This is a genomic window from Clostridium tyrobutyricum DSM 2637 = ATCC 25755 = JCM 11008 (assembly GCF_000359585.1).
Classification (GTDB): Bacteria; Bacillota; Clostridia; order Clostridiales; family Clostridiaceae; genus Clostridium_B; species Clostridium_B tyrobutyricum.
The window spans coordinates 57,959-78,848 of sequence record NZ_APMH01000009.1; the positions used below are offsets into that span (position 1 = coordinate 57,959).

Annotated in this window: 19 protein-coding genes; 14 read left to right on the plus strand and 5 right to left on the minus strand. The window is 36.0% G+C overall.

What is annotated here, in order from left to right:
* The first annotated feature begins 10 nt into the window (after positions 1-10).
* The 8 genes from J418_RS0105745 to J418_RS0105780 all read left to right on the plus strand — a co-directional run bounded on the left by J418_RS0105745 (position 11) and on the right by J418_RS0105780 (position 7,502).
* Positions 11-826 carry an ABC transporter permease gene (locus J418_RS0105745; protein ID WP_017752057.1) on the plus strand — a complete coding sequence of 272 codons (816 nt, stop codon included), beginning with the start codon at positions 11-13 and terminating at the stop codon, positions 824-826.
* A gap of 19 nt (positions 827-845) precedes the next feature.
* On the plus strand, positions 846-1,625 hold the full coding sequence (locus J418_RS0105750; protein ID WP_017895041.1) for an ABC transporter ATP-binding protein: 780 nt from the start codon (positions 846-848) through the stop codon (positions 1,623-1,625).
* A gap of 36 nt (positions 1,626-1,661) precedes the next feature.
* The gene (locus tag J418_RS0105755; protein ID WP_017895042.1) at positions 1,662-2,681 is read left to right on the plus strand and encodes an ABC transporter substrate-binding protein; all 1,020 of its coding nucleotides are present in this window, start codon (positions 1,662-1,664) and stop codon (positions 2,679-2,681) included.
* A gap of 27 nt (positions 2,682-2,708) precedes the next feature.
* Positions 2,709-4,172 (plus strand): aryl-sulfate sulfotransferase, encoded by a 1,464-nt coding sequence (locus tag J418_RS0105760; RefSeq protein WP_017895043.1) that lies wholly within the window; start codon positions 2,709-2,711, stop codon positions 4,170-4,172.
* A 244-nt stretch (positions 4,173-4,416) separates the two neighbouring features.
* On the plus strand, positions 4,417-4,833 hold the full coding sequence (locus J418_RS0105765; protein WP_017895044.1) for a YjdF family protein: 417 nt from the start codon (positions 4,417-4,419) through the stop codon (positions 4,831-4,833).
* A 147-nt stretch (positions 4,834-4,980) separates the two neighbouring features.
* On the plus strand, positions 4,981-5,364 hold the full coding sequence (locus J418_RS0105770; RefSeq protein ID WP_017752052.1) for a GntR family transcriptional regulator: 384 nt from the start codon (positions 4,981-4,983) through the stop codon (positions 5,362-5,364).
* Between the two features lie 17 nt (positions 5,365-5,381).
* On the plus strand, positions 5,382-6,512 hold the full coding sequence (locus tag J418_RS0105775) for a DUF1648 domain-containing protein (RefSeq protein WP_017895045.1): 1,131 nt from the start codon (positions 5,382-5,384) through the stop codon (positions 6,510-6,512).
* Positions 6,513-6,569: 57 nt separating this feature from the next.
* Positions 6,570-7,502: a DMT family transporter gene (locus J418_RS0105780; RefSeq protein WP_017895046.1), complete on the plus strand. Its 933-nt coding sequence runs from the start codon at positions 6,570-6,572 to the stop codon at positions 7,500-7,502.
* Between the two features lies 1 nt (position 7,503).
* On the opposite strand, the gene J418_RS0105785 is transcribed toward J418_RS0105780, so the two are convergent.
* On the minus strand, positions 7,504-8,316 hold the full coding sequence (locus J418_RS0105785; RefSeq protein ID WP_017895047.1) for a PPK2 family polyphosphate kinase: 813 nt from the start codon (positions 8,314-8,316) through the stop codon (positions 7,504-7,506).
* Positions 8,317-8,437: 121 nt separating this feature from the next.
* A complete protein-coding gene (locus J418_RS0105790; RefSeq protein WP_017895048.1) occupies positions 8,438-8,842 on the minus strand; it encodes a hypothetical protein in 405 nt (134 codons plus the stop codon).
* Between the two features lie 425 nt (positions 8,843-9,267).
* On the opposite strand from J418_RS0105790, the gene J418_RS0105795 reads away from it, so the two are divergent.
* Positions 9,268-10,134: a PLL family lectin gene (locus J418_RS0105795; RefSeq protein ID WP_410171511.1), complete on the plus strand. Its 867-nt coding sequence runs from the start codon at positions 9,268-9,270 to the stop codon at positions 10,132-10,134.
* Between the two features lie 92 nt (positions 10,135-10,226).
* Complete coding sequence (locus tag J418_RS16575) at positions 10,227-10,370, plus strand: hypothetical protein (RefSeq protein WP_017752046.1); 144 nt, start codon at positions 10,227-10,229, stop codon at positions 10,368-10,370.
* Positions 10,371-10,467: 97 nt separating this feature from the next.
* Here J418_RS16575 and asnB read toward each other — a convergent pair whose 3' ends face one another.
* The gene (asnB, locus tag J418_RS0105805) at positions 10,468-12,309 is read right to left on the minus strand and encodes an asparagine synthase (glutamine-hydrolyzing) (RefSeq protein WP_017895049.1); all 1,842 of its coding nucleotides are present in this window, start codon (positions 12,307-12,309) and stop codon (positions 10,468-10,470) included.
* Between the two features lie 245 nt (positions 12,310-12,554).
* Here asnB and J418_RS0105810 point away from each other — a divergent pair, with 245 nt between their 5' ends.
* The gene (locus J418_RS0105810; protein WP_017895050.1) at positions 12,555-13,919 is read left to right on the plus strand and encodes an MATE family efflux transporter; all 1,365 of its coding nucleotides are present in this window, start codon (positions 12,555-12,557) and stop codon (positions 13,917-13,919) included.
* Between the two features lie 71 nt (positions 13,920-13,990).
* The gene (locus J418_RS0105815) at positions 13,991-14,896 is read left to right on the plus strand and encodes a phosphatase domain-containing putative toxin (protein WP_017895051.1); all 906 of its coding nucleotides are present in this window, start codon (positions 13,991-13,993) and stop codon (positions 14,894-14,896) included.
* Positions 14,897-14,908: 12 nt separating this feature from the next.
* Here J418_RS0105815 and J418_RS0105820 read toward each other — a convergent pair whose 3' ends face one another.
* Positions 14,909-16,270: an N-acyl-D-amino-acid deacylase family protein gene (locus tag J418_RS0105820; protein WP_017895052.1), complete on the minus strand. Its 1,362-nt coding sequence runs from the start codon at positions 16,268-16,270 to the stop codon at positions 14,909-14,911.
* Positions 16,271-16,335: 65 nt separating this feature from the next.
* On the minus strand, positions 16,336-18,015 hold the full coding sequence (locus J418_RS0105825; protein ID WP_017895053.1) for a GxGYxYP domain-containing protein: 1,680 nt from the start codon (positions 18,013-18,015) through the stop codon (positions 16,336-16,338).
* Between the two features lie 435 nt (positions 18,016-18,450).
* Here J418_RS0105825 and J418_RS0105830 point away from each other — a divergent pair, with 435 nt between their 5' ends.
* Both J418_RS0105830 and J418_RS0105835 read left to right on the plus strand, forming a co-directional pair.
* Positions 18,451-19,917, plus strand: a complete 1,467-nt coding sequence (locus J418_RS0105830; RefSeq protein ID WP_017895054.1) for a sensor histidine kinase — start codon at positions 18,451-18,453, stop codon at positions 19,915-19,917.
* A 99-nt stretch (positions 19,918-20,016) separates the two neighbouring features.
* A complete protein-coding gene (locus tag J418_RS0105835) occupies positions 20,017-20,883 on the plus strand; it encodes a tRNA 2-thiocytidine(32) synthetase TtcA (protein ID WP_017895055.1) in 867 nt (288 codons plus the stop codon).
* Positions 20,884-20,890: the final 7 nt, after the last annotated feature.

Below are 20,890 nucleotides of genomic sequence, written 5' to 3' on the forward strand. Positions count from 1 at the left end.
GAAAATGCATATGCAGATTAATGCGGATAAAAACGATGCGGAAGTAACAAAACACAAAGGGAATAGATATATTAAATTTACAAAACAACTCATTAACTATCTATTATTTCCTATTTTAATTTTAGTTATATGGGAACTAATTAGTAGGTTACAGGTAGTTCCATCCATATTACTTCCGTCTATTGAAGATGTAGTAAAATCCTTTATTTTGCAGATAAAAAGTGGGCAATTAATAAATGATCTGGCTCAAAGTTTGATTAGAGTATTTAAAGGATATTTTATTGCAGTTATATTGGGCATAAGTACTGGGATAATTATGGGGATTTCCGAGAAAACAAATAAATTTTTTACTATAGTTTTCAATGGAATAAGGCAAATACCACCATTGGCATGGATACCACTATTCATACTTTGGTTTGGAATAGGAGAAACTTCAAAGGTCATTATGATAGCAATGGGAGCTTTCTTCTCTATATTATTAAACACTATAAATGGTATTAAAAACACTCCAAAACAGTATCTTGAAGTAGCAAAATTATATAAGATAAAAAAGATAGATTTATTTAAAAAGGTATATCTTCCATCTGCTGTTCCATCTATATTTGTTGGATTGCGGCTTGGGGCTGGGGCTTCATGGATGTCTGTAGTGGCAGCTGAGATGATAGCTTCAAGTTCAGGCATAGGCTATAGAATAAACGATGCAAGAAGCTTAATGCAGTCTGATGTCGTGATAGTTGGAATTATAGTAATAGGTGCAGTTGGAGTTTTAATGGATACTGTTCTTAGAAAAATAGCACATTTGGCATCCAGATGGGAAAGATTTTAAATTATAGGAGGTGTACACTTTGAAAGAAAATAACGAAGAACTTATTATAAAGGATTTAGGCAAGAGCTATACAGTGAACTATAAAGAAATAGAAATTCTTAAAAATATCAATATAAATATTAAAAAAGGAGAATTTATAAGTATTGTTGGACACAGCGGATGTGGAAAAAGTACATTACTGAAAATTATAGCAGGACTTGTGGAGCATAAAACTGGCTCTGTAACTTTAAACGGTAGGGAAATAAATGAACCTGGCACGAAAGTTGGAATGGTATTTCAGGATCACAGACTTTTGCCCTGGCTTACCATTAAACAGAATATATCTTTTGGATTATATGATATTTCTAATACTGAAAAAGAAAGGCTTATATCAGATCACATTAAACTAGTTGGATTGAAGGGATTTGAAAATGCATATCCTCATCAATTGTCAGGGGGAATGGCACAGAGAGCTGCTATTGCAAGGGCACTGGTCCATAAACCTGAAGTTTTACTTTTAGATGAACCATTTGGTGCATTGGATGCACTTACAAGGATACAAATGCAAAAGGAAATCTTAAAAATCTGGGAAAAAGAAAAAACAACAATGATATTGGTTACTCATGATATAGATGAATCCATATACCTAGGTGACAAGATTGTAATAATGTCTTCGAGACCTGGGACAATAAAGAAAGTTTTACCCGTTGAAATAGCCAGACCCAGGGATAGAAACAGTCCAGATTTTTCTTTACTTAGAAGACAAGTATTTGATGAATTTTTTGTAGAAAATAGTGTTGTGTCGGATTATGTAATTTAGCATGGTTAAAATTTATATAAATTGGAGGACAAACAAATGAAAAAGAAGTTGTTAACAGTAGTTTTTTTGGGAATATTCGTGTTTGCACTTACGGCATGTTCAAGAGGGGGATCCAGTTCAAACAATTCAACAAATGGTAGTGAAAATAAGGTTGTTAGAATAGGGTATCCTGGAAGCCAGTATTCTTTGGGTGGGGCTGCTGCCATAGCCCAGCAAAAAAAATTTTTTGAAGGACAATTGAAAAAGATAGGTTATACAGTGGAATACAATCCATTTTCAGGACAAGGTCCTGCAGTAAATGAGGCACTTACCAGCAACAAAATAGATGTTGCAATATATGCAGATTTCCCTGGAGTTGTTTTAAAGTCAAAGGGAGTAAAGACAGATTTAATTGGAATAAGTCAAAATAAAATTTATTCTACTATAGTTGTGAAGAATGACTCCAAAATAAAGACATTAAAGGATCTTAAAGGCAAAAAAATAGGATTTGCAAAGGGAACATATGCCCAAAAGTTTTTATTGGAAATACTAAGCAAGAATGGAATTTCAGATAAAGACGTCCAGCTTGTAAATGTTACTACAGATGCAGAATCCTCACTTATTTCAGGAAATTTGGATGCACTTGTATTGACAGACGATTCAGCACTTCAGTTAACCGCTGTTAAAAAGGTTGCAAGGAATATTGTAAGTTCAAGACAGTATCCGGAGATGAGTGCTCAAAGTATTGTAGTTGTAAGAAGCGATTATGCCAAACAAAATTCTAAAGTACCTGTTGCTATAGATAAAGCGCTGATTGAAGCTGGAAATTATTTTAAATCAAATCCAGAGGACAGTTATAAATTGTTAACTAAGGCTGGTTTGAGTTTAGAGGCTGTAAAACAGCAATACAGTGGTGAAGCACCTGACTTCAATGTATTAAAAACAGAAATAAATCAGGATACGATAAAAAGGTTGGATAAGACACAAAAGTTCTTGTTAGACAACAATTTAATAACCAATAAGTTTGATACTGCTAGTTGGGCAGATAAATCATATTACCAAAAAGCTGTAAAATAATCATAAATTTGAATGGAGATGAAGAGCATGGGATATCCAAGTGTTTATCCAACAGGAGTCACAATATACAATCCTGAAAGATGTTGGAATGGTTATACTATTTTCCAAGCGAAGGATATAGGAGCATTATTGATAGGTATGAATGGTCAGGAAGTTCAGCTTTGGAAAAACCTTCACGGGTTTCCTAATAAAATATTGCCTGGAGGATATGTTATAGGAAGTACAGGGGAAAGAGATTCAAGGTATGGATTTCAGGATATGGCCGACCTTGTTCAAGTGGATTGGGATGGAAATATCGTTTGGAAATTTAATAAACATGAATATATAGAAGATCCAGGACAAAAACCAAAATGGATGGCAAGACAGCATCATGATTATCAAAGAGAGGGTAATCCAGTAGGATATTATGCACCTGGTATGGAGCCAAAAATTGAGGGAGGAAATACTCTCGTTTTGTGTCATCAAAATATAAAAAATGATAGAATATCCGACAAAATATTGTTGGATGACAAAATTATTGAAGTTAACTGGAAAGGAGATATAATATGGACTTGGAATGCCAGTGACCATTTTGATGAATTTGGTTTTGATGAAGCTGCCAAAAATGTATTATACCGCAATCCAAATTTAAGGAAAGCAAGTGGAGGTGTAGGGGATTGGCTTCACATAAATTCCATATCATTGATAGGGCCCAACAAATGGTTTGATGGTGGGGATAAAAGATTTAATCCCGATAATATTATTTTAGACAGCAGGGAAGCTAATATTTTGGCTGTCATAGACAAGAAAACGGGAAAAATTGTCTGGAAGATAGGCCCTCGTTACGATACAAGTAAAGAACTTATCAATTTAGGATGGATAATAGGACAGCATAATGTACATATGATACCTAAAGGACTTCCGGGGGAGGGAAATATACTTGTATTCGATAATGGTGGATGGGGAGGTTATGGAATTCCTAACCCAGGGTCCATAAGTGGAAATAGAAATGCTTTAAGAGATTATTCCAGAGTTATTGAATTTGATCCCGTAACTTTGAAAATAATATGGCAGTATACTCCTGAAGAAGCTGGCTTCATAATTCCACTGGATGCTGCAAGGTTCTATAGTCCTTTTATAAGTAATGCACAGCGTCTGCCCAATGGCAATACCCTTATAACAGAAGGTTCTGATGGACGTATCATAGAAGTTACAAAGGATCATGAAATAGTATGGGAATATATAAGTCCATATGATGGGAAAAGTTCTACTAAGATGAATATGGTTTACAGGTCATATAGAGTTCCGTATAATTGGATACCTCAACTTGAAAAACCTGAAGAAAAGGCTATAGGAAAACTTGACAAAAATCAATTCAGGGTACCTGGAGCTGCTGGTCCAGGGCGGCAGAAAGAAACAATTGTATCTGGAACTGAAGAATATGAAGAAAGTGATTCAAATTTTTGTGTTATAACCTATGATGAATTAAAAAAAGAAAATAAACTGGATTAGAATATAAGATGCTTATTGAGAAAACAGCCTTTCATGTCAAAATCATGGAAGGCTGTTTTTCACATTAATGAATCGGTTGTCACTTGACCAACACTATAAAAAAAGCTAGTATTTAAGCTGTAGAGATAAAAACACAGTCCCGGTTGGTAGTCCGGGCCTGCCAAAGTTAAGGCAGAAGTAACCTTCCCTCCTGGGGTCGTCCATTCTTTGATATTTGATTTTATTTTACAGGAGGAAGCTTGAAATGGAAGTAAGTATTAAATTTACAGTATTTTTTGAAGACATGTTCTGGGTAGGGATTTTTGAAAAAGTTAATGAAGGAAAGTATTTAGTTTCAAAGGTTGTATTTGGTTCTGAGCCGAAAGACTATGAGTTGTATGATTTTATATTGAACAATTTTTATAGTTTGAACTTTAGCTGTAACCTGTCAATTGAGGAGCCTGAAGAAAAAAGGATAAATCCCAAAAGGCTTCAGAGAAAGATAAAAAAACAGACACAAAGCAGAGGTATAGGTACTAAAGCTCAAGAAGCCATGAAACTGCAGTATGAAGAAAACAAATTTGAGAGAAGAAAGAATTCAAGGGAAAGAAAAGATCGGGAAAAAAATATAAAATTTCAATTGCACAGACTTAGGAAAAAAGAAAAGCACAGGGGGCATTGAGTTATTGCTAAAAACAGGATTCCCATTTTATGTACGAGGGTCGACCCCCTTAAACAAAACCAGCTGAATTCAGCTGGTTTTGTTTATTGCAAATTTGAGCTATTTGTTATATTATATATATAACAAATAACACAGGAGGTGATTCCCATGTTGATAGAAATTGATTTTGAATCTGACATTCCAATATATGAACAACTTAAGAGGCAATTAATAGAGGGAATAGCATCAGGGGACCTGAAAAGCGGGGATAATCTTCCTTCTGTAAGACATATGGCAGAAGACATAGGAATAAATCTCCATACAGTAAATAAAGCATATAACGAACTGAAATCAGAAGGATATCTGAATATAGACAGGAGGAAAGGTGCAGTAATAAACTCGGATATTCCTAAGAACAGTAAAGAATTAAATGAAAGACTTGAAGATGAATTAAAATATTTAATAGCGAGAGCTCATTTAAATGGAGCAGATGAGAGGGATTTTCTCAGATTATGCAGCGACATATTTAAAAAATACAATAAAAGTTTATAGAAAGGGGAGAGTTAACTATGAAGGAAAATTTGTTCCTGTCTTTGTATCTATTTTTCATATTTATAGTAGTTACTGTTGTAAGCGTGCTTATGCCAAAACTTTCAAGAAAAGAAATTGTATTTGGAGTCAGAGTGCCGGAAAGTAAAATAAATATGCAGGAAATCAGGGATATAAAGAAAAGGTATGTAGTGAATAATCTACTGATAGAGATTCCTGCTGCAGTTTTGTTTACTTTCCTAAATTATATATTCTTTAGTGTAGGCATGATTCTTTTTACTGTCTTTGCATTTATATTTATAAATTATTTTGTGTATTTGATATCCAATAGACAGATGAAAGCTTTGAAGAACCAGCAAAACTGGTTCAACGGCAAGAAGCAGTCAGTAGTCGTAGATACTGATTTTTCAAGAGAGAGAATAAATACACTTGTATCCCCCTGGTTTTTTATAATTCCAGTAATTATAGTTGTTATAAATATAGCTTTAGGATATTCAAATTATAGTGGACTTCCATCCAGGGTTCCCACTCATTGGGACTTTTCGGGGAATATAACAGGTTATCAGAATAAATCACTTTTTCTGATATGGGAGATGCCAATAACTCAGATTTTTATTACAGCTGTATTTTTTATATGCTACAAGTCCATAGGCTGGTCGAAACAGCAGCTAAGTCCTCCAAATCCAAAATCTTCTGCACGAAAAAACAGAGTATTTAGAAGAGTATGGTCCATATACATGACAGTTTTTTGCATATTTATGAATATTATATTTACTATGGCTAATTTTATGATATTTAGCATATTCAACATAAATCCTAAAATTTTTGGATTTATAATAATTGCTTTTATAGTTATAGTATTTTCAAGTATAATAGTTATATCATTGAAATTAGGCCAGGGAGGGGCCAATATAAAACTTCCCGGGGAAAAAATAGCAGATAGTACTTTACAAACAGACAAGGATGATGATTCCAACTGGAGATTTGGAAACACAATATACTATAATCCTGATGACCCGTCACTTTTCATAGAGAAAAGGTTCGGGATAGGATGGACCATAAATGCCGGAAGGCCTGCAGGAATGGCAATATATATAGGGCTTGTAGTTTTTGTTGTAGTAGTAATATTTATTTGCATAATAAGGGACTGACTCCTTACCATTTTATGTAACGGGGTCAGTCACCGGTGACTAGTGAGGTAATAAAACATGCTAAAAGTTCAACCTAGAGTAATTCAGCCGAGGATAAAGGGAATAATGCTTGTAGTTATAGGGGCCGGGTTGTGGGGAATATCAGGTACCGCAGCCCAGTACCTGTTTCAGAAGAAGGATTTTAGTCCGGATTGGCTTGCGGTAATCCGCATGCTGGTATCCGGAGTTATTTTATTGTTATACGCTTCTTTAAAATCCAGGCAGAATATATGGAGAGTATGGAGTACCAAGCGTAATGTTATGGGAATCATACTCTTTGGAATTATAGGAATGCTTGGAGTTCAATATTCCTATTTTGCCGCCATCAAATATGGAAATGCTGCAACGGCTACAATACTGCAATATTTATCTCCGGTAATAATTACATGCTGTATGTCTGCAAGTACAAAAAAAGCTCCAAAATCTCAGGAGCTTATAGGAGTTCTTCTGGCAATGCTTGGCACGTTTTTCATCATTACCAGGGGAGATGTTCATAACATATCAATCTCTACTCCGGCACTGTTTTGGGGAATAAGTTCTGCATTTGCAGCGGCCTTCAATACACTTCAGCCCCGCCGTCTTCTTTCAGAATACGGCTCCATGATTGTAGTGGGATGGGGGATGCTTATAGGTGGGGTATCTTTCAGTTTTATACATAAGCCATGGCAGTGCACAGGCCAGTGGTCCGCCGGGCCAATATTTGCAGTTATGTTTGTAATACTGTTTGGAACCCTCATTGCTTTCTGCTGCTATCTGGAAAGTTTAAAATATATAAAGGCAACAGAGGCAAGTATACTGTCTTCTGTGGAACCCCTGTCAGCAGCAGTTATATCCGTACTGTGGCTGCATGTAACTCTTGGTATATATCAATGTATCGGGACAGTATGCATTATAGCTGCAATTGGAGTATTATCAAGGGCAAAGGACAAAAATAAAAAATGTATGGATTAACCTAATTACTTTCTTTAACTTTATTTATAAGTTCTTTTATATTTTCATCTATGTCCGGATATTTTAAATTTAGATTATTAAGTACATCCACCGTAGTTTTTAACACAACATAGTCTCTAAACCATCTTTTATTGGAGGGAACAATATTCCATGGGGCTTCATCAGTGCTGCAATTACATAGCAGGTCTTCGTAATATTGCTGATACTTATCCCAAGATTTTCTTTCAGTAAGATCTGATGCTGAAAATTTCCAGTGCTTTTCTGGAATCTCTAGCCTATCTTCTAATTTTTTCTTCTGAAAGTCTTTTGATATGTGCAGAAAGAATTTTATTATTATAGTATTATTATTTACAAGAAATTTTTCAAACATATTTATTTCATTGAATCTATTAAAGGCTGTATTGTCATCTATAAGTCCATGCACACGTGTAACTAGTACATCTTCATAATAGGATCTGTTAAAAACAGTTATAAAGCCCTTTTGTGGAACTGATTTGTGTATTCTCCAAAGATAATCGTGTCCTAATTCTTCCTGAGTTGGTTCTTTGAAGCTTTCTACTCTGAAACCGTTGGGATTTATGTCATTAAGTAGTTTCCTGGTAGTCCCGTCCTTGCCACTGCAGTCTATTCCCTGCAGTACTATGAGCAGTGCAAATTTTTTGGAAGCATAGAAAATATCCTGAAGGTGTGCGAATTCCTTTTGTAAATTAGAGTATTCTTCTTTAATGGAATCTTTTGATAATCCGTTAGTATCATTTGGATCAAAAGTTTTCAAATCAATTTGCTGTTGTGAATCAATCATAAATTTATCCATAATTTTAATCTCCTCATGTTATCTTATTTAAAATAGTTTTACAATTCCTTTAAAAATTATGTATGTCTTGTATTGTAATACTTTGTAGTATTATAATCATCAACGAAATTCAAGTAAAAAACTATGCATTTATATGTTTTATCAATTTTGGATTACCTATTATTTTAGCAATATTATTGATAATTTTGGAAGAGAGCAACATTACAATGAGCAGCGAAAGCATTACTATCAATATTTTACTTAAGAGAGAATTTATGTGATCAAAAAAGTTGTATTTGATCAATAATTTTATAATAAAGCCGTGAAACACATATACAGCCATGGTCCTTGAACCTAATTTTGTGAAAAACAATTTTTTACCTGGAATTAAAGCCAGTACAAAGATGGACATACCTATTGCCAGAATATATGTGAACAGTCTTATCATGTATTGAGGACAAATTGTATTACTGCTCAGTTTTGAATATGAATAACTTCCGTAAAACCATCTATAGTCAATTTTGGCATTCAACAAGTATAATATCATAAAAATAATTGACAACCCCTAAATTGCGTATTTTTTTCTTATATATTTTTTAATAACATCTATATGGGATTTTTCACAAAAATAACCCATTAAAAAGTAGGGGAAAAAAGTTATAGTTCTCGACAGGCTCAAGTAGTATCCTATACTGTCATCGAATCCACACAGTATTGAAACAAAAATTGCTATTAAAATACAATATCTTACTTTAGAGAAATAGGGAATTATGAGATTCCATTTTTTGTATGGGGGCCAGTCCCTTAAAAGAAAAAGAAAAGTAACACTTTCAAGCTTGTATTCATAATATATAACTGGTAATTATTTAATCAGGAACAAGAATACAAGGAGGTTCCTTAATGTATAATGATGCATTTTTCGATTTTTCATATTATCCAGACCAGCCTGCCTGGCCGGATATGTATAGTCAGATGAGATATTATGGAGCATTTGCTCCAAGACAGATGATAATTCCACAGCTTCCAGCCTTGGGATGGAGCAGGTGGGAAGATCTCGGCGGGACTATAACTTCCGCACCGGCAGTTTCATCCTGGGCGCCAAACAGGCTGGACACATTTGCAAGGGGAACGGACAATGCCCTTTGGCACAAATGGTGGAATGGGTCAAGGTGGAGCAACTGGGAAAGCCTTGGAGGGACTATAACAACCGCACCTGCGGCAGTTTCATGGGGGCCGAACAGAATTGATGTATTTGCAAGAGGTACGGACAATGCAATGTGGCACATATGGTGGAACGGATCCAGGTGGAGCAACTGGGAGAGTCTTGGAGGGACTATAACCTCAGCACCGGCAGTTTCATCCTGGGCACCAAATAGGTTGGACACTTTTGCGAGGGGAACGGACAATGCCCTCTGGCACAAATGGTGGAACGGGTCAAGGTGGAGTGACTGGCAAAGCCTTGGTGGAAATTTGACCTCGGCACCTGCGGCAGTTTCATGGGGACCGAACAGAATCGATGTATTTGCACGTGGACAGCGTAATAGGTTGAGCCATTTATGGTGGAACGGCTCAAGGTGGAGCAGCTGGCAGGATCTTGGAGGAAGGTTGACTTCAGGACCTGCAGTATCTTCAAGAAGGTCCAACAGGCTTGAAGTATTTGCGAGAGGTTCAAACAATCAATTGATTACAATGTCATGGAATGGATCCAGATGGAGTAACTGGTTCAATATAGCTGGAAATATAACAACTGCACCAGCAGCAGTTTCCTGGGGACCAAACAGGACGGATGTATTCGCAAGAAGAGGGAACAATTCACTCTGGCATATCTATAGAAACTAGATTCAAAAATATTTTAACAGGCCTTGATTACCTTTTAGGTAATCGGGGCCTTTGTAATTTTGTATAATAATAAGTAGGGGGGATTGATAATAATGAAGACTATTTTTTTCCTGATTGGAGTACTCAACATAATTGCTTCAGTGTATGACCTGATTGAAGGCAGGTATGGTTCAGGAGCGGCCATGTTGATTATAGGAATATTCTTGATTGTTATTGTAATGAGATATAGGGAATAATATAAAAGAGAGATACTAAAAAGCATCTCCCCAATTTCCAATCTTTTCATGGAGGTCAGACCCCACATAAACGGGGGTCTGACCCCCATGATTTCATTTAAAATTCTATTTTGATATTGTACTCTTTAAGCCATGTATTTACCTGAATTAAATAGGCAAGGAGCTGTGGGCCCCTCATAAGCTGTCCAAACCATGGAGCCTTGAAAGAAGAACCTCCGGTTTTTATAAGTGTATTTACAGCCTTTTTATCTATCAGGTCGAGAATAGGTGAAGTTTTATCATCCATTATGGCCTTCATTTTCTTTTGGACTGCCCTGGTGTATTCGGGGTTGTGGGTCTTTGGATAAGGGCTCTTTTTTCTTTCCACAACATCCTGAGGGAGTATTCCTTCCACTGCCTTTCTCAATAGCCCTTTTTCTCTTCCTTTATAGAATTTGATATTGGAAGGTATATTGAAAGCATACTCAACAAGCCTGTAATCTGCAAAAGGAACTCTGGCTTCAAGGCTGTTTGCCATACTCATACGGTCTTTCCTTGTCAGAAGTGTAACCATGAACCACTTGATGTTCAGATAGAAAAGCTCTCTCATCCTTGCCTCTTCCCTTGACTCTCCATCAAGGTGTGGAACCTGTTTTAATGTATCTTCATACTGCTGATTCAAATATCCCTCAAGGTCAAGTGCTTTGAGTTCGTCGGAAAGTATTTCCTTCCTTGAATTTATGGATTTCGACCATGGGAAGGTGTTGGCGTTTATATCTTCAGGCCTTCTGTACCATGGATATCCTCCAAAAATTTCATCTGCACATTCACCAGAGAGAACTACTGTGTTTTTCTTCCTTATTTCCTTGAAGAAAAGATAGAAGGAAGAATCTATATCAGCCATTCCAGGAAGGTCTCCTGCCTTTACAGCATCGTATAGTGCATCTGCAAGTTCACTGTTGTCATTTATTATGCTGTGGTGATTGCTTCCTATATAGTCGGACATCTTTGCCGCCCATATTCTGTCTGGAGTAGGTTCAAAGGAATTTGCCTTGAAGAATTTATCATTTCCCTTGTAGTCAATGGAATAGGTGTTCAGTGTTTTACCCTGTTTTTTAAATTCCGATGCTGCTACAGCAGATATGGTACTTGAGTCCAGCCCCCCAGAGAGAAGTGTGCATACTGGAACATCTGCTACAAGCTGTCTCTTTATGGCATCCACGAGAAGGAATCTTACATGCTGAGCTGTAGTTTCAGTATCTTCAGTGTGAAGCTTGCACTCAGGTTTCCAGTATTCTTTCAATTTCAATCCATCTTTGTTGAATATGAGAAAATTTGCAGGTGGAACTTCCTTTATGCCTTTAAATACTCCGCTTCCAAGTGCTCTTGCAGGTCCAAGGGCAAATACTTCTGTCAATCCCTGCCTGTCTATTACAGGTTCAACATAAGGATGAGCAAGCAGTGTCTTGATTTCCGAACCGAATATGAGAGAATTGTTTTTTACAGTATAGAAAAGTGGCTTTACACCAAGAGGATCTCTTACCATGAAAAGTTCATCCCTGGATTCGTCCCATACTGCAAATGCATATATTCCATTTATATGTTTTACACAATCAGTGCCCCACTGTATATAACTTGTCAGGAGTACTTCAGTATCTGAATAGGATTCAAAGGAGTACCCTTCCTTTAACAGGGATTTCCTTACATCTTCAGTATTATAGAGTTCACCGTTGTATACAATAATATATTTGCTGCCGTTTATACTTTTTGACATAGGCTGTGCACCGCCAGAAGGATCTACAACTACAAGTCTTCTGTGGCCTAAAAGGGCATTTTGGGAAAGATAGTAACCCTCATCGTCAGGGCCCCTGTCCTTCAATGTATTTGTCATTTTAACCAGTACATCTTTATATTTAGAAATATCTTCTTTTAAATTAACCCATCCTGCAATTCCGCACATAGATGCTAACCTCCGTTTAAATATTAATATGAGCTTAATTATATTTTATGAACAATAAGCTTATCTGTGCATAAATTGCGTAATTACCAGCATTAATAAAGTATTGAAACTATGGAAGAACAAAGCATGGAAAACCTTCAAAAAACAACTGTAATATGAGTAAATTCAGGATTAACAGCTTTAGAAACAAGTGATATTATAGTCTGAGCGATTTGAATAAAAATAAAAAGGATGGAAGATATTATATGAAGTTAGTTAGAAAGGATGTATACAAGCTGGCAATGCCAATACTTGCAGAACAGCTGTTTGTGGCAACCCTTGGAATGGTAAACACCATGATGGCAGGCCATATAAGCAAGGAAGCAGTTTCAGCCATTGGCATGATAGATTCCTTTAATTATATATTGATAGCTTTTTTTTCAGCCCTTGCAGTAGGTGGTACTGTAGTTGTAGCACAGTATATAGGAAGAAAAGACATAAAGATGGCTAACAATGCCATGAAACAGTCCCTGTACTCTGGTGTATTTATAGGACTTGTTATAACTGTGCTGATATTTATATTCAGGGAACAACTTGTACAGGTACTTTACGGACAGGCCGAGGCCAAGGTAATAAAATATGCCAATATGTATTTTAGAATAACTATAATAAGCTATCCCTTTATAGCACTTGACCTTATAGCAAACGGAGTATTAAGGGGCAGTGGAGATTCAAAGACGCCAATGAAGATAACAATGCTCATGAACGTCTTAAATATAATTCTTGGATATACATTTATATATGGAATAAATATAAATGTATTAAGTTTTCACATACATACTTCCGGTATGGGAGTGGAAGGTGCTGCTTTTGCCATTGCCATTGCAAGGACTGCAGGGGGGTTCATAGCACTTGGAGTGCTCCTCAGGGGTACAAGGCTTTTGAAACTCAAAAATCTATTTGAATTCAAGCCTGACAGGGACATACTGCACCCCATATTTGCAGTAGGAATCCCTGCCAGCCTGGAATCACTCATATTCAACGGTGGAAAACTCATAACCCAGGTGTTTATTGTTGGAATGGGAACTGTGTCCATAGCATCAAATACCATAGGGAATTCCATAGCAACCATGCTTAATATACCGGGGACTTCCATAAGCATTGTAGCTACAGCATTGGTAGGCCAGTATATGGGAAGAAGGGACAGCAATGAGGCACAAAGATGCCTTTCATATTTATGGAGGATGTCTACCATATGCCTTGTTGTGATCTGTGCAATTTCAATCCCTACAGCGGGATTGTGGACATCCCTCTACACCAAAGATCCGGACATTATAAAATTAACTGCAAACCTGCTGAGGACAAATGCAATATGCATTCCTTTCTGGTCAATATCTTTTGTGCTTCCAGCAGGGCTTCGGGGTGCGGGGGATGCCAAATACACTCTTGTTACTACAATTATAGGAATGTGGCTTTTCAGGATATTTTCAGGATATGTACTTGGAGTAAGTCTTGGATTCGGGCTCATAGGTGTATGGGTTGGAATGTATATAGATTGGATTGTACGTGGGATTTTATATTTTATAAGATTTAAAAAAGGAAAATGGAAAAATATTATACTGATAAAGTGAATAATTAAGTTGATTATTAAACAAAATAGGAATAGCACGTTAAAAATTCTTAAATTTAGAAGGTGATCAACTTGAAGAAGAATAGAGTTAGGATAGGAATATTTCTATTATTTTTTATTTTTCTATTGGGAGCGTCAAATGTAAATGTATTGGCACTTCAGAAAAATACAGCCGACAATAAACTGGAGCTAACTGTAGATTCCCACAAGAAGGCTGAGATGCCCAAAAGATTCAGGAAAACTTCAGACAAGATAAAAACTGAAGGAAAGATGCCTAATCTAACGGGTCTTGCAGAGCTTAATGCTTCAGGAAGCCAGCAGTTTACTCCTGGAAACATAAATCTTGTAAAAGATGCAATAGGCAAGGACAAAAAGATATCCGTAGTGGACCTCAGGCAGGAATCCCATGGATTCATAAATCATCTTGCAGTAAGCTGGAAACTCCCGGACAGCAACAAGGCAAACAAGGGGCTTACCAGGGAGCAGGTTATAAAAGAGGAAAAGAAGCTTTTAAAGTCCATTAAATTAAATGAGCCCCTTAAGATAAAAAACAAGACTGTAATTCCCGTAAAGGTACAGAGTGAAAAACAGCTTGTAAAAGATACAGGAATGGACTACATAAGAGTCACAGTAACGGATACTGAAAGGCCTGAAGATGACATGGTTGATTATTTCGTAAAAAAGGTCAGAAAACTTCCGGAAGATACATGGCTTCACTTCCACTGCAAGGCTGGAATGGGAAGGACTACTACATTTATGGCAATGTATGACATGATGAAAAATTCCAAAAAGGTAAGCCTTGAAGATATTATGGAGAGGCAGGAACTGCTTGGAGGGGTAAAACTTCTAAAGCCTGTAGGAGGCAAGGAAAGCGAGTCACAGAAAAGATCTGATTTTCTAAGGCAGTTCTACCAGTATACAAAAGAGAACAATGACAATTTCAAAACAAGCTGGAGCCAGTGGCTGAATAGCAAATAGACAAGGAGGGATTCAATCCCTCCTTATTGTCTTTCCTGAAAGAACTCCTTTTATTATCTTTCCATTTGATACTGCAATGCTTCCATTTACAATCACATGGTCAATTCCTATAGGATCTGCATCTGGATGGTGGAAATTTGCCCTGTCGCTTATAGTCTCAGGATCAAATATTACAAGGTCTGCATCTGCACCTTCGGATACTCTTCCCTTGCTTTTAAAACCAAGTATTTCTGCAGGTATCAAAGTAGCTTTTTCTATGGCATCCATCAATGACAAATAATGTTTTTCAAATACCATCTTCCTGAAAAATCGGGGAAAAGTCCCTGAGTTCTGAGGATGTCCCTCGGATATATTACCGGAAGGACTTGGACCTGTATCAGAAGAAGGAATCACATATTTATTCAAAAGTGCATCGTATATTTCATGTTCAACTCCTGTAAAGCATATTATCACTACATCTTCACTGCTTTTTCTCATCTTCCTGTACAGTGACTCCGTAAGATATTCACCTTTGTGTTTTCCGGAGGCTACAAGCATATTGCTGTATTTCCACCCGAATTTCCTTATGTGCTCTGTATCGTAGACACTTGTATTCATTCCCGTTGCAAAATTTGTGTACATTCCACTGTCGGCCCATACATTTATTCCATTCCGTCTTGCATCATCTATCATTTCAAGGGCGGATTTCATTATTCCCGTACCATATTGGTAGACAAGGTGGGATATCTGCACCTGTGCACCTGTTATTCTTGAGATGTCTATTGCCTCTTTAAGGGAGTCAAGTTCCTCCGGGCCGCTGAGCCTTGTATGGATGGATACAAGCCTTCCCCGTCTGGCAGCTATTTTGCTAAGTGCTATGACTTCTTCAAAGGAAGAACCGGGTGCGTATTCCAGCCCAAAGGACAGCCCTATTGCACCTTCATCAAAACACTTTTCAAGAAGTTTTTCCATTTGGGAAATTTCATGGGAGTTTGCAGGAGTATAGGGATCAGTTCGTCCAACTGCATCCCTCAGGACAAATGAATGCCCTATAAATTGTGCCTGATTTATGAAGAATCCATTTCTGTCCTGAGATTGCAGAAAATCACCTATATCAAGCATCCCGCCGCCGCAGTTTCCCCCTATAGTTGTAGTGACTCCCTGAATCAGGGATAGCCTGCCGCAGCCGGGATCTCCGTCTATGTGGGCGTGAATATCTATAAATCCCGGGCTTAATATCTTCTTGTTTGCATCGATTTCATGCTTGCCTGATATATCCTTTTTCGTAACTATACATATTTTATTGCGGCATATTCCCATATTTCCCCAAGTTATGGTCTTTTTCTCCGGATCTGCAATATACGCATTTTTTATTGTCAAATCATAGATATTCACTTTAACCCCTCCTTAAATACAGATAATATTATTCGATTAATAATAATATAGCACATAGAACGGGTTTATGTAACTATATTTTTCTTTACAAGTTTCATAAAGTCATCGGGCGTTACTACCTTTACTTTGGAATTTTTCCCGAGTTCGTCTATTACCTTTTGTACATTTCCAAGATTCTTGCTCCATGCGTGTACATAGACTGTTGTATAGGCTGTTTCCCTGCTTGTGTCTGTATAGCCTTTCCGTACATATCCATTTATAGTGTCTACAAGAGAATTTTCATCTTCAATTCCGGACCAGAGTAGATTTCTACATGAAACTATGGGTTTTCCATTGCTCCAGATTATTTTTCCCATGTAGTTGTCCTGCCTTGAATAGTCAAGATAGAACAGACCTTTTATATTACGCTGTTTTGTGTATTTATCCCAAAGCTCTGTATTGTAAAAGGATTTATCATCTATTATTGCAGCATAATTCTGTCCAACTGACTGCATATATTCATTTAATTTCCTCACCTGCATCTTCAGGGTGGATTTATCAAATTTACTTGGATATATATATCCCATTCCAGAAGGGGACACTAAAAAATCATCTATATGGTTTCCACTGCTTGCATTTCTGTAATACTGCCTGAATACAGTAGGAGCAAGATAGTATAGAGAGGGACTCATGGTCCATCCCATGTTGAAATTGCCTCTTGAATTTGATCCATACCATTTTGGAGAGGAAAAATTGCTTCCAAGGTACCACTGCTGATTGTCACCGTCAGACATTATAAAAGTAACATAGTGGGCAGGAGAGAAGGCATCCTTTTTTAATATATTGTTGAACTTTTTACTTATGCCCTTCAGTACATCTTCACTTGATTTCTGGAGTATTGGATAGGATGGGAAAGCACTCAGTGCACTTAAATTGTACGACCAGTCTGCAGGTACTACATTTATTCCATACTTTGAAGCTGTACTTATATTTCCATATTCATCAGGTCCCCAGCCAAGACATACTCCATTTTTTTTCATGGATCCGAATACCTTTTTTCTGAGACTTGAATCATTTTTGTCATCTTCGTAGAATATAAGGGATTTTGTCATAATCGCATAGTCTCTCAGGGCACTGGATCTTGAAGAATTCAGTTCTATTACAGTAGAATGATTGAGACCGGAATTCCAGAGATTATTGTATGCCCAGTACTTGTCTGTGTTCCTGCAGTCACCGAGGAGTTTAGTTATTCCGTGTTCTTTTACCTTGTTTTCCACAGACTTATCCACAACTAATGCACATTTCAAGGATGCTATTGAACAGGCATTGTTTATTGATACATCCTTTGGATTTGAACCATCATATAGGACATACCCTTTCGCATACTTTTTGAATTTGTCAACAAGGACCCATGGGTTATCCACAATCTCATATTTAATACTATAATTGGATTTTAGATCTCTGAGCCATGTCATGTAGTCAGGGTGGCTTTTGTCCAGGGTATATATTTGTGTCTTGGATTTGGAGGCAATAATCCCCTGAAGGGAAGCTATCATTGTATTTTCTGATTTTGTCATTTTTTGTTGATCTATTACATATAGAGAAACCGGCCTGTTGCGATTTTTTATATAATAGTTATTGTTTTCACTGGCTCTTACTTTTGGGAGAAAGCTCATAAATCCTACCAATAGTATTATAATCAATATTATAATAGTAAAAATTGTTAAAGTAGTATTCCACCTGTTCCATTTTTTGCCTTTATGCATTGAAATCACCTCTTTGCTTTAGTATGTGCATATTTGGGCTAATTATTATTGTTAAAAAATAAACATCGACAAATGTCGATATAAATTGCAAATAATGTATACAAAAATTGAATACTTAATAATTTCATTATATTAATATAGAATTTTTATATTTTTTTAATTATTTATATAATCTAATATATATAACTAGTTAAAAAACTTTTGATATATAGTTAGCGGATTATTTATTTTTAATATCATGGGTGATATAATTATAAAGGGTCATTGAAATGTTTTCCAATTGATTGTATGGTTTTTCATTCTCAAATATTAATATTAATACAAATTAATATTACTTGTTATAAAATAGTCATGCAATTTATAAAAATATAACTATTATTTATATAAATTATCATATTTTAGAAGATAATAATACGTAACATGGGGGGTATATAAATGAATAATGTAATGGCAGTATCTAAGGGGAGAAAGGATATTCACAGTACTATTTTTATTGTAAAGGTTATTCTATTGTTTTTTTCAGTAGTTGGATATTTTGAAAGTTATGCAATAAGGGGAAACACATTTATACAGAAATTTGGTAGTATATTCTGCGGTCCATTGATACTTTACGGGCTGTGGAGAATTTTGCCTGCAGGGTTTTCAAAATACAACAAGAACAATAATGCAAAAATGTTTCAGATGGTAGATAATATTATTTTTATGTACATTACTGCTTTCCTGATAATCACATCCAGCCATGAATTCAATGTCTATAAAGTACTTTTTCTTGTTATAATAATAACATCTTTTATACAGTTTGGAATGAATTTTGGGATATCAATTGGCATAATAGCTTCAATTATAATATTGATAGTGGATATTTATAAAATACATTATAATCTGGAATTGTATATTGCAAACGATGTTACCCTGATTATTATATATTTTTTAATTTCATATATAATAGGGTCTTATGTTAGAAACCAAACTGAGATAAGCCTCATTAACGAGAAAAAGCTTGAACAGCTTCAAAATATAATTGAAAATGAGAGCAAACACAAAGTTGCCATGCAGGATATGCTGAATAAATATAAGAAGAATGCAGATAACTATAAAAAAGCTGAAGATAGAAATGTAGAATTTATATCAAATGTAATACATGATTTAAAGACGCCATTAAACGTTATTTTTTCTGCTCTTCAGGTTTTGAAGATGCCTGATCATTTAGGTGATAAGGAGCTTTTACATAAGAATAAAAAATACATTAAGGTTATGAAACAGAATTGCTACAGGCTTACGAAACTTATAAATAATCTGCTTGATGTTACAAAGCTCCAAACGGGATATTTGAAATTGAACAACCATAACAGAAATATAGTCAGCGTAGTTGAGGACACAGTAACTTCAGTTGTACCTTATATAGAAAGCAAGGGCATAAGTATAACTTTTGACACTGATGTGGAAGAGAAAATAATGGCAATAGATTGTGATAAAATAGAAAGGATTATATTGAACATACTTTCAAATTCTATAAAGTTTACAAAACAAAATGGAAGTATATTTGTAAATATTGAAGATAAAAGTAACTTTGTTTTTATAACTATAGAGGACAATGGAATAGGAATTCCCGAGGATAAGTTGAATATGGTATTTAGAAGGTTCAATCAGGTTGACTCCAAGTATAGAGGATGCTGTGAAGGAAGTGGAATAGGGCTATATCTTGTAAAATCCTTTGTAGAACTCCACAGGGGAAAAATATATGTGGAAAGCCAATATGGATTTGGAACCAAATTTACTATAGAACTTCCTGTTTTAAAACTTGATGAAAAAGTCTGTGAAGGTTCCGAAGATATCCACAACTGTGGATCAAATAAGGATAAGGTAAATATAGAATTTTCAGATATACCAATTGAAATGTGATATAATACTAAATATCAAAGTTCAAAGAACAGAGAATAAATAATGAAGATTTTCGGCTGAGGCCGAAAATCCACCAACTTTAAACTAGGGGGTGTTATTATGGGCGATATTGCAGGAAAAGGCTGTGATATACTTGTTCCATTTAATGAAAGAAAACCGCTGCCTGATATAGAGCACAGCATTACAAAGAGATATAGAAAGCGCATATGGTCAAAGTTTGTAAAGGCCGTAAGTGATTTTGAAATGATAGAAGAAGGCGATAGAATTGCCGTGGCCGTGTCCGGTGGAAAGGACAGCATGCTTATGGCAAAATTGTTTCAGGAACTCCAGCGCCACTGGAAGGTGAGATTTGAACTGGAGTTTATAGCAATGGATCCGGGATATCACCAGAGTATAAAGGAGCTTTTAATAGACAACTGCAAATACCTGAACATTCCGATACATATTTTTGACTCTGGAATTTTTGAAGTCGTGAATAAAATTGCAAGTGATTATCCATGCTATATGTGCGCCAAGATGAGAAGGGGAGTGCTCTATAAAAAGGCTCAGGAACTCGATTGCAACAAACTAGCACTTGGGCATCACTTTGATGATGTCATAGAGACAACACTTTTAAACATACTCTATTCCGGAAATTTCAAAACCATGATGCCGAAGCTTAAATCAAGCAACTTCAAGGGCCTTGAACTTATAAGACCCCTTTACTTCGTGCATGAGGAAAATATACAGACTTTTATACAGAACAGTGGAATATGGCCTCTCAATTGTGCCTGTATGGTGGCCGCAGAAAAAATAGGCAATAAGCGATATGAAATAAAGGACATGATAAAGGAACTGAAGAAGTCCTTTAAAGATGTAGATAAGTCCATTTTCAATGCTGCCAGAAATGTAAACATGGATGCCATACTTGGATGGAGAAAAAACGGTGAAAAACACTCCTTTTTGGAAAATTATGATGAGGACTAAAGGAGAA

Excerpts from the sequence above, each read along its gene's own strand:
- J418_RS0105765 (WP_017895044.1), top strand. The coding sequence starts at position 4,417 with ATGGAAGTAAGTATTAAATTTACAGTATTTTTTGAAGACATGTTCTGG.
- J418_RS0105760 (WP_017895043.1), top strand. The coding sequence starts at position 2,709 with ATGGGATATCCAAGTGTTTATCCAACAGGAGTCACAATATACAATCCT.
- J418_RS0105790 (WP_017895048.1), bottom strand. The coding sequence starts at position 8,842 with ATGATATTATACTTGTTGAATGCCAAAATTGACTATAGATGGTTTTAC.
- J418_RS0105795 (WP_410171511.1), top strand. The coding sequence starts at position 9,268 with ATGAGATATTATGGAGCATTTGCTCCAAGACAGATGATAATTCCACAG.
- J418_RS0105825 (WP_017895053.1), bottom strand. The coding sequence starts at position 18,015 with ATGCATAAAGGCAAAAAATGGAACAGGTGGAATACTACTTTAACAATT.
- J418_RS0105830 (WP_017895054.1), top strand. The coding sequence starts at position 18,451 with ATGAATAATGTAATGGCAGTATCTAAGGGGAGAAAGGATATTCACAGT.
- J418_RS0105755 (WP_017895042.1), top strand. The coding sequence starts at position 1,662 with ATGAAAAAGAAGTTGTTAACAGTAGTTTTTTTGGGAATATTCGTGTTT.
- J418_RS0105785 (WP_017895047.1), bottom strand. The coding sequence starts at position 8,316 with ATGGATAAATTTATGATTGATTCACAACAGCAAATTGATTTGAAAACT.
- J418_RS0105770 (WP_017752052.1), top strand. The coding sequence starts at position 4,981 with ATGTTGATAGAAATTGATTTTGAATCTGACATTCCAATATATGAACAA.
- J418_RS16575 (WP_017752046.1), top strand. The coding sequence starts at position 10,227 with ATGAAGACTATTTTTTTCCTGATTGGAGTACTCAACATAATTGCTTCA.
- J418_RS0105780 (WP_017895046.1), top strand. The coding sequence starts at position 6,570 with ATGCTAAAAGTTCAACCTAGAGTAATTCAGCCGAGGATAAAGGGAATA.
- J418_RS0105810 (WP_017895050.1), top strand. The coding sequence starts at position 12,555 with ATGAAGTTAGTTAGAAAGGATGTATACAAGCTGGCAATGCCAATACTT.
- J418_RS0105835 (WP_017895055.1), top strand. The coding sequence starts at position 20,017 with ATGGGCGATATTGCAGGAAAAGGCTGTGATATACTTGTTCCATTTAAT.
- J418_RS0105745 (WP_017752057.1), top strand. The coding sequence starts at position 11 with ATGCAGATTAATGCGGATAAAAACGATGCGGAAGTAACAAAACACAAA.
- J418_RS0105775 (WP_017895045.1), top strand. The coding sequence starts at position 5,382 with ATGAAGGAAAATTTGTTCCTGTCTTTGTATCTATTTTTCATATTTATA.
- asnB (WP_017895049.1), bottom strand. The coding sequence starts at position 12,309 with ATGTGCGGAATTGCAGGATGGGTTAATTTAAAAGAAGATATTTCTAAA.